Annotated in this window: 22 protein-coding genes and 2 pseudogenes; 12 read left to right on the top strand and 12 right to left on the bottom strand. The window is 72.9% G+C overall.

Annotated elements, in window-relative coordinates:
- Positions 1-10 precede the first annotated feature (10 nt).
- Positions 11-901, bottom strand: coding sequence for a hypothetical protein (locus ASG28_RS10495; protein ID WP_055974829.1), 891 nt, complete (start codon positions 899-901; stop codon positions 11-13).
- Positions 902-1,003: 102 nt separating this feature from the next.
- Entirely contained in the window at positions 1,004-2,200 is a 1,197-nt protein-coding gene (locus tag ASG28_RS10490) for a hypothetical protein (RefSeq protein ID WP_157485697.1), read from the bottom strand.
- Between the two features lie 62 nt (positions 2,201-2,262).
- Here ASG28_RS10490 and ASG28_RS10485 point away from each other — a divergent pair, with 62 nt between their 5' ends.
- The gene (locus tag ASG28_RS10485) at positions 2,263-2,517 is read left to right on the top strand and encodes a DUF4287 domain-containing protein (RefSeq protein WP_055974824.1); all 255 of its coding nucleotides are present in this window, start codon (positions 2,263-2,265) and stop codon (positions 2,515-2,517) included.
- An 84-nt stretch (positions 2,518-2,601) separates the two neighbouring features.
- Here ASG28_RS10485 and ASG28_RS16920 read toward each other — a convergent pair.
- The 3 genes and pseudogenes from ASG28_RS16920 to ASG28_RS17100 all read right to left on the bottom strand — a co-directional run.
- A pseudogene (locus tag ASG28_RS16920) lies at positions 2,602-2,715 on the bottom strand (DivIVA domain-containing protein); the annotation flags it as partial.
- Between the two features lie 48 nt (positions 2,716-2,763).
- A pseudogene (locus ASG28_RS17015) lies at positions 2,764-2,841 on the bottom strand (DivIVA domain-containing protein); the annotation flags it as partial.
- Positions 2,842-2,947: 106 nt separating this feature from the next.
- Positions 2,948-3,595 carry a TetR/AcrR family transcriptional regulator gene (locus ASG28_RS17100; protein ID WP_055977485.1) on the bottom strand — a complete coding sequence of 216 codons (648 nt, stop codon included), beginning with the start codon at positions 3,593-3,595 and terminating at the stop codon, positions 2,948-2,950.
- On the opposite strand from ASG28_RS17100, the gene ASG28_RS16055 reads away from it, so the two are divergent.
- Entirely contained in the window at positions 3,521-4,030 is a 510-nt protein-coding gene (locus ASG28_RS16055) for a TetR-like C-terminal domain-containing protein (protein ID WP_082454570.1), read from the top strand. The genes ASG28_RS17100 and ASG28_RS16055 overlap by 75 nt on opposite strands.
- On the opposite strand, the gene ASG28_RS10465 is transcribed toward ASG28_RS16055, so the two are convergent.
- A complete protein-coding gene (locus ASG28_RS10465; protein ID WP_055974815.1) occupies positions 4,027-4,281 on the bottom strand; it encodes a hypothetical protein in 255 nt (84 codons plus the stop codon). The two genes, ASG28_RS16055 and ASG28_RS10465, sit on opposite strands and share 4 nt — an antisense overlap.
- Positions 4,282-4,421: 140 nt before the next feature.
- Between ASG28_RS10465 and ASG28_RS10460 the strand changes: the two genes are divergently transcribed.
- The 4 genes from ASG28_RS10460 (at position 4,422) to ASG28_RS10445 (ending at position 9,027) form a co-directional block, all read left to right on the top strand.
- On the top strand, positions 4,422-4,976 hold the full coding sequence (locus tag ASG28_RS10460) for an SRPBCC family protein (protein ID WP_082454569.1): 555 nt from the start codon (positions 4,422-4,424) through the stop codon (positions 4,974-4,976).
- 34 nt (positions 4,977-5,010) lie between these two features.
- A complete protein-coding gene (locus tag ASG28_RS10455; RefSeq protein WP_055974811.1) occupies positions 5,011-5,679 on the top strand; it encodes a response regulator transcription factor in 669 nt (222 codons plus the stop codon).
- Positions 5,676-7,367: a sensor histidine kinase gene (locus ASG28_RS10450; RefSeq protein ID WP_082454568.1), complete on the top strand. Its 1,692-nt coding sequence runs from the start codon at positions 5,676-5,678 to the stop codon at positions 7,365-7,367. Before ASG28_RS10455 ends, ASG28_RS10450 begins: the two co-directional genes overlap by 4 nt.
- Before the next feature lie 121 nt (positions 7,368-7,488).
- The gene (locus tag ASG28_RS10445) at positions 7,489-9,027 is read left to right on the top strand and encodes a hypothetical protein (protein WP_055974808.1); all 1,539 of its coding nucleotides are present in this window, start codon (positions 7,489-7,491) and stop codon (positions 9,025-9,027) included.
- Positions 9,028-9,088: 61 nt separating this feature from the next.
- Here the strand turns inward: ASG28_RS10445 and ASG28_RS10440 are convergent, their stop codons facing one another.
- Together ASG28_RS10440 and ASG28_RS10435 are read right to left on the bottom strand one after the other, a co-directional pair.
- Positions 9,089-10,069: an NAD-dependent epimerase/dehydratase family protein gene (locus ASG28_RS10440; protein WP_043593424.1), complete on the bottom strand. Its 981-nt coding sequence runs from the start codon at positions 10,067-10,069 to the stop codon at positions 9,089-9,091.
- A 130-nt stretch (positions 10,070-10,199) separates the two neighbouring features.
- The gene (locus ASG28_RS10435; protein ID WP_055974805.1) at positions 10,200-11,102 is read right to left on the bottom strand and encodes a copper homeostasis protein CutC; all 903 of its coding nucleotides are present in this window, start codon (positions 11,100-11,102) and stop codon (positions 10,200-10,202) included.
- Positions 11,103-11,300: 198 nt separating this feature from the next.
- On the opposite strand from ASG28_RS10435, the gene ASG28_RS10430 reads away from it, so the two are divergent.
- Positions 11,301-13,079, top strand: a complete 1,779-nt coding sequence (locus ASG28_RS10430; RefSeq protein WP_082454567.1) for an AMP-binding protein — start codon at positions 11,301-11,303, stop codon at positions 13,077-13,079.
- A gap of 157 nt (positions 13,080-13,236) precedes the next feature.
- Here ASG28_RS10430 and ASG28_RS10425 read toward each other — a convergent pair whose 3' ends face one another.
- The 4 genes from ASG28_RS10425 to ASG28_RS10410 all read right to left on the bottom strand — a co-directional run bounded on the left by ASG28_RS10425 (position 13,237) and on the right by ASG28_RS10410 (position 16,672).
- Complete coding sequence (locus ASG28_RS10425) at positions 13,237-14,622, bottom strand: N-acetylglucosamine-6-phosphate deacetylase (protein WP_055974802.1); 1,386 nt, start codon at positions 14,620-14,622, stop codon at positions 13,237-13,239.
- Positions 14,619-15,014, bottom strand: coding sequence for a YrdB family protein (locus tag ASG28_RS10420; RefSeq protein ID WP_082454566.1), 396 nt, complete (start codon positions 15,012-15,014; stop codon positions 14,619-14,621). Before ASG28_RS10420 ends, ASG28_RS10425 begins: the two co-directional genes overlap by 4 nt.
- Before the next feature lie 304 nt (positions 15,015-15,318).
- Positions 15,319-16,215, bottom strand: a complete 897-nt coding sequence (purU, locus tag ASG28_RS10415) for a formyltetrahydrofolate deformylase (protein ID WP_369814162.1) — start codon at positions 16,213-16,215, stop codon at positions 15,319-15,321.
- Positions 16,216-16,255: 40 nt separating this feature from the next.
- A complete protein-coding gene (locus tag ASG28_RS10410; RefSeq protein ID WP_055974799.1) occupies positions 16,256-16,672 on the bottom strand; it encodes a DUF1304 domain-containing protein in 417 nt (138 codons plus the stop codon).
- Between the two features lie 120 nt (positions 16,673-16,792).
- Here ASG28_RS10410 and ASG28_RS10405 point away from each other — a divergent pair, with 120 nt between their 5' ends.
- The 5 genes from ASG28_RS10405 (at position 16,793) to ASG28_RS10385 (ending at position 22,534) form a co-directional block, all read left to right on the top strand.
- Entirely contained in the window at positions 16,793-17,821 is a 1,029-nt protein-coding gene (locus ASG28_RS10405; RefSeq protein WP_055974796.1) for a LacI family DNA-binding transcriptional regulator, read from the top strand.
- Positions 17,822-18,018: 197 nt separating this feature from the next.
- The gene (locus tag ASG28_RS10400; RefSeq protein WP_157485695.1) at positions 18,019-19,281 is read left to right on the top strand and encodes a hypothetical protein; all 1,263 of its coding nucleotides are present in this window, start codon (positions 18,019-18,021) and stop codon (positions 19,279-19,281) included.
- Between the two features lie 37 nt (positions 19,282-19,318).
- Positions 19,319-20,620 carry an ABC transporter substrate-binding protein gene (locus ASG28_RS10395; RefSeq protein ID WP_369814161.1) on the top strand — a complete coding sequence of 434 codons (1,302 nt, stop codon included), beginning with the start codon at positions 19,319-19,321 and terminating at the stop codon, positions 20,618-20,620.
- 149 nt (positions 20,621-20,769) lie between these two features.
- The gene (locus tag ASG28_RS10390) at positions 20,770-21,642 is read left to right on the top strand and encodes a carbohydrate ABC transporter permease (RefSeq protein ID WP_055977472.1); all 873 of its coding nucleotides are present in this window, start codon (positions 20,770-20,772) and stop codon (positions 21,640-21,642) included.
- Position 21,643: 1 nt separating this feature from the next.
- Positions 21,644-22,534: a carbohydrate ABC transporter permease gene (locus ASG28_RS10385; RefSeq protein WP_082454565.1), complete on the top strand. Its 891-nt coding sequence runs from the start codon at positions 21,644-21,646 to the stop codon at positions 22,532-22,534.
- The last annotated feature ends 64 nt before the right edge of the window (positions 22,535-22,598 follow it).

The raw sequence follows: 22,598 nt of genomic DNA, 5'->3' as shown, positions 1-22,598 counted from the left end.
GGTCGTCGAGTCAGCTACCCGAGTCGGATTCGGCGGGTGAGTCACTCGACGTGGGCGCGTCCGCGGGAGGGGTGGGCGCGTCGGTCGGCGGGGTGGGGCGGTCGGAGTCGTCCTCGGTGTCGCCGGAGTCCGTCTTCGGGCCGCCCTTCTCGCCGGGGCCGTGGCCCGGGCCACCCTTCGGCCCGCCAGCCGCAGGCCCGCCCTCGGGGGCCTCGGGCAGGGCCTTGCCGTCGGGGCCCGTGCCGGGGGTCGGCAGAGCCTCACCGTCGGGGCCGTCGCCGGGGGTCGGCAGGGCCTCACCGTCGGGGCCGGTGCCCGGGGTCGGCAGGGCCTTCCCGTCAGGGCCGGTGCCCTCGGCAGGAGCACTCCCGTCCGAGTCGTCGCCCACGGCCGGCGGGGTCGGAGCGTCCGTGGGGGCACCGGTGGCGCCGTCGTCGGAGCCTCGGCCTCCGGGCTCCTGTCGTGAGCCGTCGCCCTGGTTCGCCGCGTCGTCCTGCCCCGGAGTCGCGGTCGACGAGGCACTGGTCGAGCTCCCGGCGTTCGACACGGCGACGGCGGTGCTGGTGCCGACCAGGGCGAGCCCGGCCGCCGCGATGCCGATGCCGACGAGCAGGCGCTTGGTGGGGCGGCGACGGGTGGTCGTCCCGGCGGCCTCCGCCGACGACGCGGTCCGGAACGCACTGCCGTCCGCGGGCAGCTCTCGGGTGCGTTGGTCGTCGGCGACGATCGGCGTGGTCGGGGCCGTCGGCTGCCCGGGCGTCGCGGCCGGCAGCTCCGTGGTGGCGCGGGCGTCCTGGTCCTCGTCCTCGCGGCGCAACCGTTCGGCCCACGCGTCGTCCTGCGAGGGGGTGTTCTCGTCGCGACGGTCGTCGCGGCCGTCGGGGGTGGTGTCCTTCGCCATGGTGTCTCCAGATGTGGGGTGCCGGGCGAGCCGCGAGGCGGCTGGCGGTCGGGGCGTTCCCGCCGGCACACACCACTCTCGGAACCGAATCTGAAGCGGGGCTTAAGTCGCGTCGTCGGCCACGACTCCTCGGGCCACGGTGCGCTGCCCCTCGAGCAGCATCACCGGACTGCCCCGCGTGACCAGGTCGCCGAGGTCGACCTCGGCCCAGAACCGTAGCTCGACCCGGTCCTTGCTGTCGTCGCCGCCGACCCACGAGCAGACGGCCCCCACGAGCACTCCGTCGAGGGTCGCCTCGCCGGCATCGAAGTCGGGCCGGCCGGAGCCGAGCCAGACCAGCGGGCGATAGCTCCAGCCCGGCATCAGGCGAGTCTGGACGTCGGTCGCATCGAGCATCCAGGTGACGTCGGCCCGGATGGGCCGGGGTGACACGCGCCGACCGACGGGAAGCGCGGGAACGGGGCGCGGGTCGGATTCCCGGGCATCTCGGAGGACGCGGGTGAGACGCCACGCCACCTCGTTGACGATCCCCTCGTCGAGTTCCGGCACGTCGACTCCTGGCGAACCGGCGGGCGATGCCGTCCGGGCCGCGTGCCGGACCGCATTCGTGACGAACTCGAGCTGGTCGACCGGAATGACGAACCAGGCGTCCGGTGCTTCTCCGACCCCGACCGGGTGATCTTGCTCGAGGGCCCAGGCTGTCCAGCCGATGCGGCGGACCCCCACCGACTCGACGCCGAGAGGTCCCGGTGCGGGCGCGTCACGGGCGGCTCGATCCGCTCGACGCGCCCAGGCGAGGGCTTCCCGTGACGACACGCCGATGACTCTGTCGGTGTCGACCAGGTGGGGGTCGACGACGACGGCCCGCAGGGCACTCGACATCGTGACGAGATCTCGGGCGGAGAGCGCGACGACGATCTGGCGCTCGTCGCCCCGTGCGTTCTCACCACGATCGTGGACGAGCAGCAGGTCGAGGGTCTCGTCGACACCGACGCGTCGCAAGATCGGCACGAACCGCTCCTCCCGGATGCGCCAGACCGGGTCGGTCGCAGGGATCGGCGGCAGCACCGTCCTTGTCATGGCCTCGGAGGGCGTCGACCGCGGGCCATCCCGCTCGGCGATGACCGTGAGGAAGAACCAGAGCGAGACCAGGAACGCCCCGAAGCTGACGGCGCCGACGGGCCCCGATGCCGACGGCCAGGCAGCCGCCACCAGGTCGCCTGCGGCGAACGCCACGAGGGAGACGGTCGCCGTCACGCCACCGGCGACGAGTTGGCGCCTCCGACGTTCCCTCGACATGAGGCGACCCTAGGGCACGCGAAGGATCTCGACACGGCGCCCTCGGCTGCTACCGTCACCGCATGGCGGAGCGACGAGTCCTGGCACCCGATCCGCCGGTTGACGGCCAGAAGGTCACGGGCCCGGCGTCGTACTTCCCGAGCATCGAGCGCACCCACGGTCGCCCGATCCAGCAGTGGCTCGACCTGACCGCCGAACGCCTCGACGAGGACGAACACACGCACATGCAGGTGGTGTCGTGGCTGAAGTCCGAGCACGGCCTGGGTCACGGTCACGCCAACGCGATCGTCGCGTACGTGCGCCACGCCCGCGGTTGACGCGACAGCGCGGCTGACGCGACGGCGTGACAGCGCGGCTGACGCGAAAGCCAGACGCGGTCAGCGGCCTCCGGCCGATTCGCGGCGCCTCAGCTCGGCGACGACCTCGTCCAGGAAATCGTCGACCTCGTCCTGGCTGTACCCCTCCCGGAACTTCGTCGGCTGGAATCGTGCGTTCACGACGTCGACGTCCGCCAGGACATCGACGGCGGTCCCCTGCTCGTAGGCCGTGAGGGTCGCGTGGATGCGCTCGAGGAACGCGTCCACGTCGTCCATCGCGTAACCCTCGCGGAAGCGGGTCGGGGTGAATCTCTTCTCGGTCACGTCGCGTGCGAGCACGGTGCTCCTCGGGGTTCGGGGATCGGGGTCGACAGGTCGGTCCTGATCTTTCCACGCCGCGGCGGTCGGTTGTGCCGGTGTCGGCAGGTGGTTAGGCGGTGGCTCGTGTACCGCGGACGGCTGCGAGGACGACGTCGTCCACGACGGCGACGAAGAATTCGCGTCCCGTGGTCGTGTGGTCGAGCCCGAACCGGAGGCTGCTCATCGCGGGGATGACGGCGGCGAGGGTGTCGACCCGACTCCGGAGTTCTTCGGGTGCCTCGTCCTCGTCGATCGCCCGGGTCAGGAGTCGCCGATAGATCTCGACGTAGGGCTCGGTGATCTCGGTCCGGACGACCGCATCGAGGCCCGTCACGTGGCTCGCCGTCGTCGCGAGGCCGGCGAAGAGTGCGAGTCGCCTCGCCGTCCCGCCGAGCCAAGGCGAGTCGACGACCGCCAGCAGGTCCGCGCGGAGGGAGCCTCGGCGCGGGGGGTGCTCAGCCTCGGGCGGGCGGCCCATCGAGCGGACCGCCGCAACGACCAGGGCGTCCTTCGTGGCCCAGCGACGGTACAGCGTCGTCTTGGCTCTGCCGGTCCGAGCGGCGACGGCATCGAGGGTGACGCCTTCGAGCGGGTTCTCCGCGATGAGATCCAGCGTCGTGGCCAGGACGGCGTCGTCGAGCGAATGGTCGACGGGGCGCCCCGGGCGAGCCGCCTGTCGGCCGAGATCGAGTACAGCCAATCGGTCATCTACAAGCACTTCGCCTCGCTCGACGAGATCGCCGACGCCGTCGCCCTCGAGGGCTTCGCCGAACTCGCGGCCGGTCTGCACGAGGCGCGCACGACGGTCGCGCCGGGTGATGCGCCCACCGCCGTCGCCCGCCGCTACGCCGCCTTCGCGACCGACGCCCCCGCCGTCTACGAGGCGATGTTCGGCAGAGCGACACGCCTGCGTTTCGGAAACGGCTCCGCCCCGGCACCCTCGTCCGCCTTCGCCGAACTCAGGGCCGTCCTCGAACCGCGAGCCGGGCACGACGACGTCGAGCTGCTGACGGAGACGTTCTGGGCCGGCCTGCACGGCCTCGTCGTGTTGCAGCGCGGTGCCCGGTTGCGGCCCGACCTCCAGGAGGCGCGCATAAACCTCCTGGTGGAGCAGATCGTGCCTGCGGGTCTCGGCGGCGACCGACGTCGCTAGCGGAGGTTCGGGGGCGTGGGTCGCTTCGCGGCGATCATGAAGCCGTAGATCAGGGACCACACGTAGAAGATGATCGCGACGCCGAGACCGGCGAGACCGATGCCGCCGAGGACCGCGCTCTGCACGTTCGCCTGCAGGACGATCCCGAAGCAGATCAGGCCGACCAGGGCCGCGCCGAAGGCGACGAACTGGAGGCGGAGCCTGAACCGGACGCGTTTCTTGTGCTCCGCGACCGAGATGATGTCCGACATGGAGTCCCCCTTCTTCCGGGCGGTACGACTGCACCCCCGTGTGGGGAGAACACTACGACTCGAACGATCGTCGACGCGCTCTCGACCACTGACCAGTCGCGAGCCGTCGCCCGGACGCCCCGAGGTGCGACGATGAACCCATGCCTGTCGTCGAGTCCCGGTGTGTCGTCCCCGTCGACGTGCGCGTCGCCTTCGCGGTGTCCCAGACCCAGGGGGAGGCACGCAAGCGGTGGGACCCCTTCATCCGGCGGCAGTACCTCGTCGGCGGAGCGACACGGGCCGCCAAGGGGGTCCGGACCTTCACCGTGCAGCGGTTCGGGTTCCGGATGGAGAGCGAGTACGTCTCGTACAACCCGCCGACGAACGTCGGGATGAAGATGACGAAGGGGTCGTGGTTCTTCGAGCGCCTCGGCGGGGGATGGCGGTTCCGCGAGGTCGACGGTGACCCGACCTCGACCGAGGCCGTGTGGCGCTACAACTTCTCGTGCAAGCCCAGGTGGCTGGCGCCGGTGGCCGAGCGCATCGGTGCCGTCCTCCTGCAGCGCGACATCGACCGACGCATCCGTGGCTTCGCCCGAGGCTGCGTCGATCCGTTCGTCCTCGCCCACCTCGACCCCGACCTCGACCCCGACCTCGACCCCGACCTCGACGTCACCGACGACCCGACCCACACCGCGCCTCCAGCCCGTCCATAGCTTCCACCCACCGAGGGCCCCTACCGTGCGGAGGATGCTCAGCCCCGCCCGCGTCCTCGTGATCGACGACGACGAGACCATCCGCACCGCCGTCGTCACCGCGCTCGGCGCCGAGGGCTTCGCCGTGCACGGTCTGGCCGACGGCGCGGACCTGCCCGAGCAGCTGAAGGCGTTCGTGCCCGACCTCGTCGTGCTCGACTGGATGCTGCCCGGGGCGAGCGGCATCCGCCTGGCGAGCACCATCCGCACCTCGTCCGACGCCGCCGTCGTCATGCTGACCGCCCGCGACGAGGTCGACGACCGGCTGCGCGGCTTCTCGGAGGGCGTCGACGACTACGTGGTCAAGCCGTTTGCCGTCGCCGAGCTGATCGCCCGGGTCACGGCCGTCCTGCGCCGCCGCGGTCGCATCCCCTCGGTGATCGAGATCGGCGACCTCGTGCTCGACCCCGAGGCGGCCCGCATCACGCGCGGCGGCGAACCGCTCGACCTCACGGCGACCGAGTTCCGCCTGCTCGGCTTCCTCGCCGAGAGTCGCGGACGCACCGTCTCGAAGACGCAGATCCTCACTCAGGTCTGGGGCTACGACGACTACGACCCCAACCTCGTCGAGGTGCACCTCAGCGCCCTGCGCCGCAAGATGGAGACCCGCGGCCCCCGCCTGATCCACACCGTCCGCGGCCTCGGCTACCGGATGAGCGCGTGACGCGCCGCCGCCCCGCCGCGCTCTCGACGGGACACCACCCCCGAGGAGGCGCGGCGTCGGCCCCCGACACCGCCGCCCCCGGGCTGCGCACCGGCTCGTTGCGCGTCCGCACGGTCGTCGCCGTGCTGCTGCTGCTTGCCGTCCTGCTGGCGGCGCTCGCCGTGACGGTCGAGCTCACCCTCGGCCAGCGGCTCCGCGCCCAGGTCGTCGACCGGCTGTCCGACCGTGCCGCGGCCGCCGCCGCCCTGGTGGGCACGGTCGACGGCGACGAACTCGCCGACCGGCTCTCGGCCCAGGGACTCTCGGTCGTCATCCGCGACGCGAACGGCGACGCCATCGTCGCCGGCCCGAGCCCCGACCAGTTGCGCGACGGTCCGCCCTCACTCGGCGAGGGAGGCCCCGGTCGCGGCGGCCCGGCCTCGGGCCTCGACGACGGACGAGGAGGCGCGGGCACCGACACGCAGGACGGCACCGGCACCGGCGCGACCGGCACGGGCGCGACCGGCACCGACTCCGGGGACGCGGGCAGCGCCTCCTCGTCCGACGCGACGACCGTCACCTCGTCCGAGGTGCGGAGCGACGACGAGGTGACCACGCTCGTCTCGCAGCTCAGCGACGGGTCCACCATCACGCTGACCACGGACTCGCGGTCGGTGGGCGAGACCCTGGTGCAGCTGCGCTGGGTGATGATCGGCGCCTCCGCGGCGTTCCTGCTGATCGCGGCGATCGGCCTCGCCCTCGTGGTGCGGGCGACGTTGCGGCCGCTCGACCGGATGACGACCGTCGCCCGGTCGATCGCCCACGGCGACCGCGGTCGACGCCTGCGACCGGCCCGACGCGACACCGAGATCGGTCGGGTCGCCGTCGCCTTCGACGAGATGCTCGACGGCGTCGAGGGGGCCGAGCGGACGGCCCTCGACGCCGAGACACGGGTGAGGGCGTTCGTGTCGGACGCCGCCCACGAACTGCGCACCCCCGTCGCCGGCATGCGCGCCGCGGCCGACACCCTCGTGCGGTCGCCCGGCACGGCCGACGAACGCGAGCGGCTGGCGACGCACGTGGTGCGCGAGGCCGAGCGCGCCTCCCGGTTGATCGACGACATGCTGCTGATGGCCCGCGTCGACCAGGGCATCTCGCTCGACGTCGCCCCCGTCGACCTCGGGGCGTCGCTGCTCGCCGACGTGGAACGCCACCGGCTGCGGCGGCCGTCGCTCGACCTGCGCGTCGTGCTGCCCGACGGCCCCGTCGTGGTCGCCGCCGACGCGGAGCGGGTCTCGCAGATCGTCGGCAACCTGGTCGACAACGCGGCCCGGGCGACGGCCGGCACGGGTCAGGTGACGCTCTGGCTCGACGCGTCGAGGGCCGACGAGGTCGCCGTGTTCGTGTCCGACGACGGCCCGGGCGTGCCCGACGTCGACCGCGAGCGGGTGTTCGACCGACTGGTCCGGCTCGACGAGGCCCGGCGGTCCGGGGACGGAGGCGCGGGCCTGGGGCTGCCCATCGCCCGCGGTCTCGCCCGGGCCCACGGCGGCGACCTGGTCTGCGAGGCGTCCGGGTCCGGCCGGCCCGGCGCGGTGTTCCGGCTGACGCTGCCCCTCGGCGTGGGGCAGGCCGGCTCGGAGCCGGCTGCCGCTGCCGGCGCCCCGACCGCCGCGCCCGCGCCCGCGCTGCGTCGCACCGCCGACTGAACATCGCACCGCCGATGTGGCCGGTGCCACGTTCAGTCGGCGGTGCGACGAGGGGGCCGGTCGCCCGAGACGCGGGTCGAGCGGCGCGAAGGCCGCGATCGCCCGGCGCTAGGGTCGAGGCGTGATCCGAAGCAGGCAGGTCGTCCTCGCCGTGGTGGCACTCGCCGTGCTGGCGACGAGCGGCTGCGTGTACCGGCCCGACGCGGTGGGACCGCTCCGTGAGTTCACGGCGTGGGCCGAGGCGCTCGACGGGGTCGCCCGGGTGACCGACCAGGACGCCGTGCTGACGAACGCGGCCAACCCCTTCTCCGACGACTCGGTCGGCAACGCCCGGGTCGTGCTCGACGACGACTCCGACGCACAGGACGTCGACCGGGTCGCTCGCGCCGTGTGGTCCTGGATCGACGATCGCCCCGACGACCGGTTCGACGTGTCCGTCGACGGACCCACCGGCGGGCTCGTCGTCCCCGACGAGCCCGGCCAGCTCGACGAGTCGCTCGCGCTCGTCGCCCAGTCGGCCGCCGACCCGGACGTGGTCGGCGTCGACGTCCACGTCGACCTGGGGGGCATCTCGACGGTGGTCGTCCGGCGCGGACCGGAGGCGCGGGTCTCGACGGTCTGGGACACCTGGGCCCCGACTGTGCCCGCCGGCGGAACGCTGACCGTCGTGGCGCCCGCGGGCGGCGTCGAGGCATCCGCCGAGGGGCTGGCCCGGGCTCGCGCGTCGTCCTCTTCGGACCAGGTGGCCGGCACCCGGAGCGTGTCGGGTCCTGCCGTGGAGGACACCGTCGGAGGAATCGCCCCCGTGCTGCCCTGGCTGGACGGGTTGGAGGCGGTGGACGGCGTGGAGGGGTGGGCCGTCACCCCGTGGAGCACCGACGACCAGACGGCGGTCGACCCCGATGCCGCAGTCGTACCGGGTGCGGTCTCGGCCACGATCGGTGTCGCGGGTCTGTCGGACGTCGATCCGGTCGACGACATCGTTCGTGCCGTCCCGGGTGCCGAGAGCGTCGGCGACCTCCGACTCGCCTACGACGACGTCGAGATCCGCACGGCGGGCGGGCCGGGGTCACCGGGACGGTCGCTGTTCGACGCCCTGGTCGGGGAGGTCGCCTGGTCCCACGTGGCGGTCGGCCCGTCGTCACTCACGGCGTCGTCGGACGACCCCTCCCTGCCGGTCCGACTGCAGGAGGCCGTCGCCGGGTCACCCGGTGCGGGGTCGGTGACTCTGGGCTTGAGCCTCACGGCGCGGGACGCGAAGGGGACTCCTCGGGGTGGGGGCGTCGACGTGCAGGACGCTCCGGCGTCCCGGGTGGTCGACGTGCTGCCCGGACTCCTCGGGTTGCTCGACGACCCGAGGGCCGGCCTCACCTACGTCCGTGACGACGGCGCCCTCGACGTCTCCGTGGACGATCGGTTCGACGAGACCGGGCTCGCCGCCCTCGTCGCGGCCACCGCCGATGCGGCGGACGGTACCGCCGTGTCGTACCGCTTCGCGGGCAGGGCCGGTGACGAGGCGTCGGAGCGGTTCTTCGTCTCTTTCGTGTCGGCAGCCCGCCTCACGACCGCCGACGTCGACGCCTCGGGTGGTCGCGACGAGGACCCCGACCGGTCGCGCGCCCGGACCCAGGCGCTCGTCGACGCATGGAACGCCCGCTGAGCGACGGATCGGCACGACAGCCGCACGGCACCTCGTGCTGCTCCTCGGTCCGGGCCTCGGGCTACAGCGCGACGAGCCGCTCGTAGGCGTCGTCGACCCAGGGGTCGACCGTGCGGCGCGAGGCGTCGGCGTCGTGCCAGGCGACGATCTGGCGGGCTCCCTCGGCGAAGGGGACCCGCGCCTCCCAACCGGGCACCAACGCGCGGATCTTCGACGTGTCGAACACGGCCGGGTGGCTGCGGTCGCCGCACAGGTCGGCCGTCCACTCGGGCACCTCGTCGGTGAGCACCTGCGTCGTGCGGTGGACGACGTGCAGCGACGCCCCCGCGGCGTCGGCGAGGTCGCGGGCGATCATGTTCCAGGTGAGCAGCTCGGGCGACATGATGTGGAAGGCCTCGCCCAGGGCTCCGGGGTGCCCGAGCAACCCGACGAAGGCGCGGGCGAAGTCGGCCGAGTGGGTCAGCGCCCAGAGCGAGGTGCCGTCGCCGTGCAGCACGACCGGGTCTCCACGTCGCATGCGCTCGATGGTCGTCCAGCCGCCGAGCAACGGCACGGCCGTCTCGTCGTAGGTGTGCGAGGGGCGCACGACCGTCGCCTGCACCCGCCCGGCGAGGTGCTCGTCGCGCAGCAGGCGTTCGCAGGCGATCTTGTCGCGCGAGTACGACCACCACGGGTTGAACAGCGGCGTCGCCTCGGTGATCGGCAACGACACCGGCGGCTTCTGGTACGCCGAGGCCGAGCCGATGAACACGTACTGATCGGTGAGCGGGGCCACGACCCGCAACATCGACGCGAGCTGGTCGGGCGTGAACGTCAGGAAGTCGGCCACGGAGTCGAAGCGACGTCCGTCGAGGGCGGCGACCAGCGCCTCCTCGTCCCGGACGTCGGCGACGAGCTGCTCGACGCCCGCGGGCACGGGCCGGATCGTGGTGCTGCCGCGGTTCAGCACGGTCACGGCCAGGCCGTCGCGCAGGGCCTGTCGCACGACCGAGGCGCTGATCTGCCCGGTGCCGCCGATCACGAGGAGGGACGTCGATGTCATCGCTCCACTGTGCACCCCCGCGACCGGGGGCGGTCGTCGAGGTGGGCCGGAGGTGGGCAGGAGGCGCGGGTCGGGACACCGGGACGGGTCGCGTCGCCGGTGCGCGGCCGTGTCGCGGTCGGCCGCGGCCTCAGGCCTGGTCGAGGGCGTGACGGGCGGCGCGGACCAGCTCGGGGTCGGTCTCGAACCACGAGTCGGTCGACGCCTCGGTGCCGAGCGACACGGTCGTCCCCGACCGGGACGAGGAGGCGCGGACGGCCTGCGCCCGCTTCGCCGAGAGGTGCACGGCGTCGACCCCCGCGGCCACGAGTGCCGGGACGTCGCCGAGCTGCACCCCGCCCCCGGCCATCACCTGCACGTCGCCGGCCACCTCGACCATGCGCGGCAGCACCCCCGACGCCAGACCCGCCCCGACCCTGGACGCCCCGCCCGACGTCAGCACCCGCGTCACGCCCAGCCCCGGGAGCGCCGCCACCGCCGCCACCGGGTCCGCCGCCCGATCCACGGCCCGGTGCACGGTGATCTCCAGCGGGCGCGGCTCCAGCGGTGAGACCCCAGGAACCCGCCGAGACCCCGGGGCGCGAGCTGGGGTCTCGGCGGGTTCCTGGGGTGTCGTGCGCGGCTGATGTGCCGCGGCGTCGAGCGCGGCCTCGACGAACCAGCGGACGGCGTCGACGTCGAGCGAGCCGTCCTCGCGCAGCGCGCCCACGACGACGCCGGCCACGCCCGACCGCACGAGCGCCCGGATCTCGCGCACCATCACGTCGAGCTCGTCCGCGTCGTACACGAAACCGCCGGGACGGCACCGCACCAGCGCGTGCACGGGCACGCCCGTCGCGACGGTCGCCTCGACCAGCCCCTGCGACGGGGTGACGCCCCCGAGCTCGAGGGCGCTGCACAGTTCGACGCGGTCGGCTCCGCCGTCGCGGGCCGTGACGGCTCCGGCGGCGCTGGTCACCGCGATCTCGAGGGCGGGCCGCGAGCGGGCGGACGTGGCTGCGGATGAGGAGGCGCGGGTCGCGTCGTTCGTCATGTCACGACCCTAGGCGAGCGGCCCGCCCGCCTGCCGGGCGCTCCCGGTCACCCGACCCGCGCCTCCTGCCCCCGCCCCCGTCCCTCGAGATGTCACGATTTGCCGCTCATGTTCATGGGTGAGCGGCAAGTCGTGACATCTCGAGGGGCCGGGAGGCTCATGCCGGGCCCGGCATGGGGCGGGGTGCATGATGGCGGGATGTCCGACGCACCCGCATCCGCCGACACGCCCGCCGCACCCGCCGACGCACCCGCACCCACCGAGGCCCCGGCCACCGCCGCCTACCGGGCGGCCCGCGACCACCTGCTGGGGCTCGGGCACGACCTCGACCGGGCGAGCGACGAGTTCCGCTGGCCGGACGTCGGCGACCGCTTCAACTGGGCGACCGACTGGTTCGACGTGATCGCGCGCGACAACGAGCGTACGGCGCTGTGGATCGTCGAGGAGGACGGCTCCGAGCAGAGGGTGTCGTTCGACGCCATGCGCCGCCGCAGCGACCAGGTCGCCGCCTGGCTGCACGACCTCGGCGTCGCGATGGGCGACCACGTCATGCTGATGCTGGGCAACCAGGTCGAGCTGTGGGAGGCGATGCTCGCCGTGATGAAGGTGGGCGCGGTCATCCTGCCGACGTCGACCGTGCTCGGCAGTGCCGACCTCGCCGACCGCATCGACCGGGGGCTCGTCCGGCACGTGATCGCCAACGCGTCCGACGCCCCCGCGTTCGCCGGGGTGGAGGGGGTCGAGGCCGTCACGCGGATCGCCGTCGTCCCCGAGGGCGACGAGGCCCCCGCGGGCTGGACGTCCTTCGGGGACTCGCACCGCGCCTCCTGGGCTCGCCCCGACGTCGCGACCGCGACCGAGGACGCCTGCCTCGTCTACTTCACGTCGGGCACGACGAGCAAGCCGAAGATGGTCGTGCACTCGCACGCCTCGTACCCGGTCGGGCACCTGACCACGACCTACTGGCTCGGCGTGCAGCCGGGCGACGTGCACATGACGATCTCGTCGCCGGGCTGGGGCAAGCACGCCTGGAGCTGCTTCTTCGCACCGTGGACCGCCGAGGCCACCGTGTTCGTCTACAACTACGGGCGCTTCCGGCCGGCCGAGCTCCGGGACCAGCTCGAGCGCGCCCGGGTGACCTCGTTCTGTGCGCCGCCGACCGTGTGGCGCATGCTGATCCAGTCGTCGCTGGGCTCGCGGCCGAGCGCCCTCCGCGAGGCGCTGTCGGCCGGCGAACCGCTCAACCCCGAGGTGATCGGGCGGGTCCAGCAGGGCTGGGGTCTCGACATCCGCGACGGGTACGGGCAGACCGAGACGACCGCCATCGTCGCGAACGCGCCGGGCGGCACCATCAAGGCCGGCTCGATGGGGCGCGCCCTGCCCGGCGTCGAGGTCGTGCTGGTCGACCCCGTCACGGGCGTCGTCGGTGACGAGGGCGAGGTCTGCCTCGACCTCACCACGCGGCCCGTCAACCTGATGACCGGCTACCTCGGCGACGCCGCCCGCACCGAGTCGTCGATGCGCGACGGGTTGTTCCACACCGGCGACGTGGCCGTGCGCGACGCCGACGGCATGATCACGTTCGTCGGGCGCACCGACGACGTCTTCAAGTCGTCGGACTACAAGATCTCGCCGTTCGAGGTCGAGAGCATGCTGATCGAGCACCCGGCCGTCGCCGAGTCCGCGGTCGTGCCGGCTCCCGACGACACCCGGCTGAACATCGTCAAGGCGTACGTGACCCTGGCCGAGGGGTGGGCGCCCGACGCCGAGACCGCGCGGGCCGTGCTGGCGCACGCCCGGGTGTCGCTGCCCGCCTACGAGCGGGTGCGCCGGGTGGAGTTCGCCGAGCTGCCGAAGACGATCTCGGGGAAGATCCGCCGCGTCGAGCTGCGCGACCGCGAGGAGGCGCTGGCCCGGTCGGGCGAGCGGGCTGCGGCCGAGTGGCGCGAGGCGGACTTCCCCGACCTGAAGGGGTAGGGCTGCTCGACGAGCACCACGGCCCACGGCTCCGACTCACTGCACCGCGTTTCGTGCACGACACCGCAACTAGTCGCGGTGTCGTGCACGAATCGCGGTGCAGTGTCGTGAGGGGCGGGGCTGGGCGGGGCTGGGCTGGGCGGGGCGGTGCCGGAGATCAGCCGACGGGCAGTTCGCGGCCGGCGGCCCAGACCCTTGCGACCGTCCAGTCGTCGTGCCACGCGACGGCGTCGGCGGCGTGCCCGGGGGCCAGCCGGCCGAGCGGCGGCCCGGCCGCGGCGGCCTGCGCCGCACCCTGCGCCGTGCGTGCGGCACCGGCCGGCGCGATGCCCAGCGCCGGGCTCTGCGCCGTGCGCGCGACGCCGGCCTGCGCGGCGTGCGTGCCCACTCGCCTGCCCCCGGCGTCGAGGCCGAGCACGCGGGCCGGCACGAGCGTGAGCGCCGCGACGGCGTCGACGGCCGAGAGCCCCGTCTGCAGGACCGCGATGCGCAGGGCGGCGTCCTGCGTCAGGGTCGAGCCCGCGATGGTCGACGTGCCGGTGAGCGTGGCGACGCCGTGCTCGACCGTGACCGCGAGTTCGCCGATGCGGTAGTCGCCGTCGGCGGCTCCGGCCGCGGCCATCGCGTCGGTGATGAGGGCGACCCGCCGCGGGGCCGACCGCAGCACGAGGTCGGCGACGGCCGGGTGCACGTGCACGCCGTCGAGGATCAGTTCGATCGTCACGCGCTCGTCGCCGACCGCCGCGACGAGCGGCCCGGGGTCGCGGTGGTGGATGCCGGCCATGGCGTTGAACGCGTGGGTCACGAGGCTCGCGCCGCGGTCGAACGCCGCGCGGGCGAGGTCGAAGTCGGCCTCGGTGTGCCCGACGGCGGCGACCACGCCCGAGCTGACGAGCCGGTCGATCGCGTCGAGCCCGCCGGGCAGCTCGGGGGCGATGGTGACCTGCCGCACGATGCCGTCGCCGGCCTCGAGCAGGCTCTCGACGGTGGCCGCGTCGGGTTCGAGCAGGAAGTGCGGGGCGTGGGCTCCCCGCCGGTCGGGCGCCAGGAACGGCCCCTCGAGATGGGCCCCGAGCACGAGCGGGTCACGGCGCATGAGGTCGCCGACCAGCCCGAGCGACCGGGACAGCACGGGCACCGGGTTCGCGACGAGGCTGATCAGTGAACGGGTCGTGCCGTGCCGGCGGTGCAGGGCGAGACCGGCGTCGAGGTCGTCCGGCCCGCCGTCGAAGGCGTGCCCGCCGCCGCCGTGCGTGTGCAGGTCGATCAGCCCCGGGGTGAGCGTGGCGCCCGCGAGGTCGACCGTGACATCCGCCGGGGGTGGCACCGCGCCTCCTGCGGTCGGGTCGTCGGGTGCACCCGAGGACGACCCCGGGGAGGCGCGGGTCGCGTCGACCGCGCCCGTCACCTCGGCCGCCGCGCGCGACCCCGGCACCGTCGAACCGGTGGCGACGATGACGTCGCCGTCGACGAGCATCCAGAAGCCGTCGACCTCGCCGTCGGCGTCGACCTTGCGGGCGTCCGTGAACAGGGTGGTGGTCATCGGCGGGCCCCCCGGCGGTTCTCGCGACGGAAGGCCAGGACGCCCGTGACGCCGGCCAGGACGGCGAACGCCACGGCGACGATGGGGTAGCCGAGCATGGCCCAGGCCGCGACCACGGCGCCCATGATCGCGATCTCGACGAGCGCCTTGCCGACGGCGTCGGTCGGGATCGGTGCGCGCGGTGAGCGGAAGAGGCCCCACACGACGATCGCGAACAGGGGCGCCCCGATCATGAACGCCAGCGACGGGAACGGGAACGGCCAGGCGAGGTAGCCCCAGAACCCGAGGCTCAGGAAGGCGAGGATCAGCGTGACGAACCGCACCACGTCGAGGGCGGCGACCGGGCCGCCTCGGGCCGGGGCGGGAGAGGGTGCGGGGTCGGTCGGAGTCACGCGTCCAGCGTACGGCCGGTGTGTGCTGTGCGGCCTGTCTCTGATCCGGTACGTACCGGATCGAGCTGCGGAGCGGCGAGTGGGCAGGAGATGCTCCTCGCGGGCGCGGCAGCAGCATCTTCTGCCCACTCGGCGGCCGAACGGTCGGGCGGCCACTGGCCGGGACCCGTGACACGGGGTCGAGTGGGCAGGATGTGCTCGTCACGGGGCCGTGAGCAGCATCTTCTGCCCACTCGGCGTCGGGCGTCGGGCGCCGGGCGCACGGGAGGGGGCTGGAGCCGACGAGGCCTGTGCCCGCGCGGGCCTAGCGGAAGACGATGGTGCGGGCGCCGTCGAGCAGCACGCGGTCTTCGGCGAACCAGCGGACCGCCTGGGTCAGGGTGCGGCTCTCCTCGTCCTGGCCGATCGCCATCAGTTCGGGGGCGCTGCGGGTGTGGTCGACCCGGACGACGTTCTGCTCGATGATCGGCCCCTCGTCGAGGTCGCTCGTGACGAAGTGAGCCGTCGCACCGATCAACTTCACGCCGCGGGCGTGCGCCTGGCGGTAGGGGTTCGCCCCCTTGAACCCGGGCAGGAACGAGTGGTGGATGTTGATCGCCCGCCCCTCGAGCGCCGCGCAGAGCTCGGGGCTGAGGATCTGCATGTACCGGGCGAGCACGACCAGCTCGACGTCGTACCGGTCGACGACCTGCAGCACGCGGGCCTCGAACGCCGCCTTCGACTCGGGGTCGGTGACCGGGTGGTGCTCGAACCGCTTGCCGTAGAACTCGGCCAGCCCCGACAGGTCGTCGTGGTTCGCCAGGATCAGTGGCACCTCGATCGGCAGCTGCCCGGCGCGCTGCCGGAACAGCAGGTCGTTGACGCAGTGCGCCGCCTTGCTCGCGAGCACGAGCGTGCGGGTCGGGCGACCGACGACGTCGAGCTTCGCCTGCACGTCGTAGTGCGCGAGCACGGGCGCCAGCGCGGCCTCGAACGCGTCGCGCTCGCCGGGGGCCTCGACCTGCAGCCGCATGAAGAACGTGCCGGTGTCGTGGCTCGAGAACTGCGCCGACTCGGTGATGTTGCCGCCGGCCTGCACCACGGCGCCGCTGATCGCGTGGACGATGCCGGGCCGGTCCTGGCAGACGAGCGTCAGCGTCCAGTGCGTCGTCGGGGCGGCGGGAGCGGAGGAGGCGCGGGTGGCGTCGGTCACGTCGGTCACCCGCCCAGGGTAGTGCGGCCGACGGGGGCGGACGGGCAGGTCAGTACGACGAGATGAGCAGCGTGACGAGGGCGACGAGCGGGAGGGCTCCCTGCGTGAGCGCGGCCCGGGCCTTGGTCCGGTCGGAGAAGAGCAGGACCAGCGCGGCGGCGAGCATCGACCCCGTGCCCGCGACCAGCAGGGCGGTGCCCGCGGCGGATGCCTCGAAGGCGCTGCCCGCGCCTCCTGCCCCTCCGGCGACGACGAGGACGACGCCCACGATCGTGACGATCGCGAGGAACAGGTTGTAGAAGCCCTGGTTGTAGGCGAGCGGCTTCGTGTGCTCGGCCTGTGCGTCGTCGGTGATGCCGAAGGTGGCGCGGACCCGCGGGGTGGTCCAGAGGAAGGACTCCATCACGAAGATGTAGAGGTGCAGCAGGGCGGCGAGCGAGGCCGCGACGAGCGAGACGATGAGCATGCCCCGACCCTAGGGGCGGGCGGCCGCCGCGAGGGTGGCGGCCACGGCGGGTCAGTAGCATCGTGGGGGCGCGGCGGGCGAACAGGCGCACCGGCACAGGCGAGGACGAGGAGGCGCGGCGTGGCAGAGCGGGTCACCATCGTCGAGGTCGCGGCCCGGGCCGGCGTCGCGATCAGCTCTGTCAGCAGCGCCCTCAACGGTCGCCCCGGCGTCTCGGAGCAGACCCGTGCACGCATCCGCCAGGCCGCCGACGACCTCGGTTTCGTGCCGAGCGTCCGGGGGCGCAGCCTCAGTGCCAAACGAGCGTTCACCGTGGGGCTCGTCGTGCACCGCGACCCGTTCGTGCTCGAGTCCGACCCGTTCTTCGGCAGCTTCATCGGCGGACTCGAATCCGTGCTCGACCCGCGCGGGTACGCGCTCATCCTGCAGATGGGGTCGGCTGCGGACGAGCCGCTCGACCGCTACCGCCGGCTCGCGGCCGGGCGCCGGGTCGACGGCGTCGTCCTGAACGAGCTGACCGTGGACGACCCGCGCGTCGACCTCGTGCGCGAGCTCGACCTGCCCGCCGTCGGGGTCAACCCGGCCGGCGACTTCCCCCTGCCCGCCGTGCGCCAGGATGACTCGGCCGGCATCGGCGAGCTCGTCGACCACCTCGTGTCGCTCGGTCACCGGCGGTTCGCGCACGTCGCCGGGCCCGGCCGCTTCGTGCACTCGCGGCGCCGCGGAGCCGCCTGGCGGGACGCCCTCGTGGCGGCCGGGCACGACCCCGGGGTCGTCGTCGAGGCCGACTTCACCTACGACGGGGGAGCCCGGGCCGCCGCTCGCCTGTTCGGCTCGGACTCACCGGTCGACGACCGGCCCACCGCCGTCTTCTGCGCGAACGACCTGGCCGCGATCGGGTTCATGACCGAGCTCGACCGGCTCGGGGCCCGCGTCCCCGGCGACGTCAGCGTGGCCGGGTTCGACGGCATCGAGCTCGGGTCGTACGTGCGCCCCGGGCTGACCACGCTGACCACGGCTCCGCGGCTGATCGGGGCCGAGGCGGCGCGTCTCCTGCTCTCGTCGGTCGAGGGCGAGACCGTCACCGACGCCGAGATCGAGCCCGCGCGGCTGCTGGTCCGCGCGTCGACGGGCCCCGCCGCCCGCTGACCCGGCCAGGCGCGCGGATCGCACCGCCGACTGAACGTCGCACCGTGGACGTGCGCGGTGCGACGTTCAGTCGGCGGTGCGACAGGGGGGTGAGGCCGCAGGGGGTTCCGGTCGGGCCGTCACCGTGCTAGCTTCTCGATTTACCGAAACGTTTCGGTAAAGCGAGCGAGACCGCACACGACGACGTGGGAGCCCCGATGACGACGACAGCCGACGCGACGACGGTCGACGCGACGATCAGCGACGCCGACGCGGCCCGCGCCGCCTCGAAGCCGTACCTCGTGCCGCTGACCCGGGCGCGCCTCCGGACGGTCCTCGACGAGGCACTCGTCCACCGCAACGAGCTGACCGGCGCGCTCTCGCAGCTGACCTTCTCCAGCCCCGCCGCGTACGAGCCCGCCCGCACCGACTGGGCGGTCGGCCCCTTCGCCGTCGACCCGGCCCTCACCTTCACGCTCGACGCCCAATGGCCCGACCCCGACGGTCTCGGCTGGACCAGCGAGTCCCTCTACAACCCCAGCCTGATCGAGCACGACGGCACCCTGCACCTCTTCTACCGGGCCTCGCCCCGCAAGGAGAGCCTCGGCAGCCGCATCGGCCACGCCACCCTCGCGCTCACGCCCGAGGGTGAGCCCGCTCCCGGTGCCACCTGGGTCGACGACCCGGCGAACCCGGTCGTCCGTCCCACCCTCGACGACGAGCTGCTCGGCACCGAGGACCCCAAGGTCTACCGGGCCGAGGGCCGCTTCTGGCTCTTCTACAACGGCGTCTTCCCGATCACCGAGGAGGCGCGGGTCGCCCACCCGAGCCCCGGTTACCCCGTCCAGGCGGTCGGCATCGACATGCTGGTCGCCGTCAGCGACGACCTCGTGACCTGGGAGAAGCTCGGCCCGATCGCGGACCACGAGCAGACGCGGCTCTGGGCCAAGGGCGCCGTGATCCCGCGCGACGAGCACGGCAACGCCGTCCGCCTCGGCGGAGGCAGCGGAGGCACCGGCGACGACGACACCGGCGACTACCTCATGTTCGTCAGCGAGGGCTTCGACGGCGTGCTGCACGTCGGCCGCTCGGACGACCTGTGCCACTGGAGCTTCGAGCCCGTGCCGTACCTCGACCTGTCGGACGTCGGCGGCCACCTGCACGAGGTCGCCGCCGCGATCGTCACGGGCGACGGCCACCTCGTGCTCGACGTCTTCCACGACGTCGACGGGGTCTTCGCGGCGAGCCAGGCGCTGTACGACGTCGACCACCCGGTCGACCAGCTCGCCCTGACGCCGGGCGGCTCGCTCAGCTGGGGCGGCCTGCAGAAGCTCGGCGGCCGCTGGACCTTCGCCCAGGGCTGGGACGCCCCCGCCGGCCACCGCGACCTGTACTTCTACCGCGCCGACACAGCCCGAGCCGACGCGGCCCGCGCCGACCCCGCCGACCCGCACGCCCCCGCACCTCACACGACCCCCTAGTCACACCCGCAGCACCACCCCACCCAAGGAGAACACCGTGCAACGACGCACACGCTTCACCCGCCGCGCCACCCTCGGCGCGACCGTCCTGGTCGCCGCCCTCGGCCTGACCGCCTGCTCCGGCGGCGGCGGAGCCTCGAGCGACGCCCTCACCGCCAAGGGCCCCATCACGATCTGGTACTCGAACAACGAGCAGGAGGTCACCTGGGGCAAGGCCATGGTCGAGGCCTGGAACGCCGACCACCCCGACGAGCAGGTCAAGGGTCAGGAGATCCCCGCCGGCAAGTCGAGCGAAGAGGTCATCGGTGCCGCCATCACGGCCGGCAACGCTCCCTGCCTCGTCTACAACACGGCCCCCAGCGCGGTCGGGCAGTTCCAGAAGCAGGGCGGCCTGGTCGACCTGTCGAGCTTCGACGACGGCGCGAGCTACATCGAGGAGCGCAGCGGCGACCTCGCGAAGCAGTACCAGGACGCCGACGGCAAGTACTACCAGCTGCCCTGGAAGTCGAACCCGGTGATGATCTTCTACAACAAGGACCTCTTCACGAAGGCCGGCCTCGACGCCGAGAACCCCGACCTGTCGACCTACGACGACTTCCTCGCGACGTCGAAGACCCTGGTCGACGCGGGCGTCTCGAAGTACGCCATCCACCCGGCGCCGACGAGCGAGTTCTTCCAGTCGCAGTTCGACTTCATGCCGCTCTACGCGGCCGAGACCGGCGGCACCGGCCTCGTCGAGGACGGCAAGGCGACCTTCGCCGACACCGCCGGCGAGGACGTCGCGACCTTCTGGCGCTCGCTCTACGAGCAGGGGCTGGCCGGTCAGGAGCAGTACACGGGCGACTCGTTCGCCGACGGCGAGGCCGCGATGTCGATCGTCGGGCCGTGGGCCGTGTCCGTCTACGAGGACGTCAACTGGGGTGCCGTGCCCGTCCCGACCAAGGACGGCACGAGTGCCGACGAGACCTACACGTTCAGCGACGCGAAGAACGTCGGCATGTACACGGCCTGCGAGAACCAGGGCACGGCGTGGGACTTCCTGAAGTTCTCGACCAGCAGCGACGAGGACCGCGCCCTGCTCGAGACCACGGGACAGATGCCGATCCGCACCGACCTGGCCTCGACCTACTCCGACTACTTCGACGCGAACCCCTCGTACGCGCTCTTCGGCGACCAGGCCGCCCGCACCGTCGAGGTGCCGGCCGGCCCGAACACCGTGGCCGAGCTGCAGGCTTTCCGCGACGCGTGGTCGAGCAGCGTGATCTTCGGCAAGGGTGACGTCGACTCGTCGCTGAAGGACGCCGCGGACAAGATCGACGAGCTCGCGGCGCAGGGCTGATCGTGTCCACCCTGCACGAGACGGCGGCAGCGTCGCCGACCGCCGGACGAGCCGAGGAGGCGCACCGCGCCTCCTCGGGGGGTCCCGGCTCGGGGCACCGGGCGGGCCGTCGCCGCGACGACGACCCGCGCGGGCGTCGGCGGGGCGGCCTGCTCGGCAAGCACCCGCTCGGCCTGCTGTTCAGCGCGCCCTACCTGGTGTTCGTGCTGGCGGTGTTCGCGTACCCGTTGGTCTACGCGGTCTACATCGCCTTCCACGACTACTTCTTCACGGCGCCCGGTGCCGTCGTCGCGCGGCCCTTCGTTGGCCTCGACAACTTCGTCACCGCGTTCACCGACCCCGCGGTCATCCGCTCGTTCGGCAACGTCGGCGTCTTCCTGGTGATCAACGTGCCGCTGACCGTCGTGCTGAGCATGGTGCTCGCCACGGCGCTCGACAAGGTCGCGCACTTCCGGGGCTTCCTGCGGGTGGCGTTCTACGTGCCGTACCTGACGGCGAGCGTCGCGGTCGTCGCGGTCTGGTTGTTCCTGTTCAACGGCGACGGCCTGGTCAACAACGTGCTCGGACCGCTGGCCCCGACGCCGTCGTGGCTGATCAACTCGGCGTGGGCGATGCCCTCGATCGCGCTGTTCGTCACGTGGAAGCAGCTCGGGTTCTACATCCTGCTGTACCTCGCGGCGTTGCAGAACGTGCCGAAAGAGCTGTACGAGGCGGCCTCGAGCGACGGCGCCGGCCCGATCCGGTCGTTCTTCACCGTCACCGTGCCGGGTGTCCGGCCGGCCACCGTGCTCGTGCTGCTCGTCTCGACCGTCACGGGGGCGAACCTCTTCACCGAGCCGTACCTGCTGACCGGGGGAGGCGGGCCGAACGGCGCGTCGACCTCGCCCGTGCTGCTGATGTACCAGAAGGGCATCGAGCAGGGGAACCCCGACCAGGCCGCCGCGATCGGCGTCGTGCTCGTGATCCTCGTGCTGGTCATCGCCCTGCTGCAGAACCGGTTCGCCGGCGGAAAGGAGGACTGACATGACCGTCTCCGACGAGACCACCGCCCGCCCCCGGCGGATCGCGAAGAAGCCGCCCCTGACCCGGGCCCAGTCCACGCTGCGAGGCGTCGTGCTGGCGATCGGTGCCCTGGCGTTCCTGTTCCCGTTCTACTACATGGTGATCGGCTCGCTGCAGACCAAACCCGACCCGACCGTGGCCGGAGCGTTCCCGCACCCGTCGAACCTGACGGTCGAGAACTACGCCGCGATCGACAGCCGCATCGGGCTGCTGAGCGGCCTGCTCAACTCGGGCATCTTCACGGTCGGCGTGCTCGCCTGCACCCTCGTGTTCGGCGTGCTGGTCGGCTACGCGCTGGCCGTGCTGCAGTGGCGCGGTCGCGGGGTCACCTTCGCGTTGGCGCTGCTGGTGCAGGTGGTGCCGTTCCAGCTGTTGATCATCCCGCTGTACGTGCTCATCGCGCGCAACTACGGGCTGAGCGACAACTACCTGGGCATGATCCTGCCGTTCGCGATCAACTCGACGGCGGTGATCATCTTCCGGCAGTACTTCCTGCAGCTGCCGAAGGAGCTCTTCGAGGCGGCACGCATCGACGGCACCGGCGAGTTCCGGCTGCTGTGGAACATCGCGTTGCCGCTCGTGCGCCCCGCGCTGGTCACGGCCCTGCTGCTGACCTTCATCGGCCCGTGGAACGAGTTCCTCTGGCCGTTCCTCATCACCAAGGAGGCGTCGATGCAGCCGCTCGCCGTGTCGCTGGCGAACTACATCAGCAACGTGGCGGCGACCGCGGCGAACCCGTTCGGCGCGACCCTCGCGGGCGCCGTCGTGCTGGCCGCTCCGGTCGTGCTGCTGTTCATCGTGTTCCAGCGCTACTTCATCTCGACCGACGTCGGCTCGAGCGTGAAGGGCTGACCGATCGCCCCCGGCCCGAGGAGGCGCGGTGCGCGATCACCGCTCGCCGCGCCTCCTCGGCTCC

The sequence above is a fragment of the Frigoribacterium sp. Leaf415 genome (assembly GCF_001424645.1).
Classification (GTDB): Bacteria; Actinomycetota; Actinomycetes; order Actinomycetales; family Microbacteriaceae; genus Frigoribacterium.
The sequence above is the reverse complement of the archived record's forward strand: the minus strand, read 5'-3'. Positions and strand labels throughout refer to the sequence as shown.

Coding starts and splice junctions, on each gene's coding strand:
- ASG28_RS10495 (WP_055974829.1), bottom strand. CDS start 901: ATGGCGAAGGACACCACCCCCGACGGCCGCGACGACCGTCGCGACGAG.
- ASG28_RS10490 (WP_157485697.1), bottom strand. CDS start 2,200: ATGTCGAGGGAACGTCGGAGGCGCCAACTCGTCGCCGGTGGCGTGACG.
- ASG28_RS10485 (WP_055974824.1), top strand. CDS start 2,263: ATGGCGGAGCGACGAGTCCTGGCACCCGATCCGCCGGTTGACGGCCAG.
- ASG28_RS16055 (WP_082454570.1), top strand. CDS start 3,521: ATGGTCGACGGGGCGCCCCGGGCGAGCCGCCTGTCGGCCGAGATCGAG.
- ASG28_RS10465 (WP_055974815.1), bottom strand. CDS start 4,281: ATGTCGGACATCATCTCGGTCGCGGAGCACAAGAAACGCGTCCGGTTC.
- ASG28_RS10460 (WP_082454569.1), top strand. CDS start 4,422: ATGCCTGTCGTCGAGTCCCGGTGTGTCGTCCCCGTCGACGTGCGCGTC.
- ASG28_RS10455 (WP_055974811.1), top strand. CDS start 5,011: ATGCTCAGCCCCGCCCGCGTCCTCGTGATCGACGACGACGAGACCATC.
- ASG28_RS10440 (WP_043593424.1), bottom strand. CDS start 10,069: ATGACATCGACGTCCCTCCTCGTGATCGGCGGCACCGGGCAGATCAGC.
- ASG28_RS10435 (WP_055974805.1), bottom strand. CDS start 11,102: ATGACGAACGACGCGACCCGCGCCTCCTCATCCGCAGCCACGTCCGCC.
- ASG28_RS10430 (WP_082454567.1), top strand. CDS start 11,301: ATGTCCGACGCACCCGCATCCGCCGACACGCCCGCCGCACCCGCCGAC.
- ASG28_RS10425 (WP_055974802.1), bottom strand. CDS start 14,622: ATGACCACCACCCTGTTCACGGACGCCCGCAAGGTCGACGCCGACGGC.
- ASG28_RS10410 (WP_055974799.1), bottom strand. CDS start 16,672: ATGCTCATCGTCTCGCTCGTCGCGGCCTCGCTCGCCGCCCTGCTGCAC.
- ASG28_RS10400 (WP_157485695.1), top strand. CDS start 18,019: ATGACGACGACAGCCGACGCGACGACGGTCGACGCGACGATCAGCGAC.
- ASG28_RS10385 (WP_082454565.1), top strand. CDS start 21,644: ATGACCGTCTCCGACGAGACCACCGCCCGCCCCCGGCGGATCGCGAAG.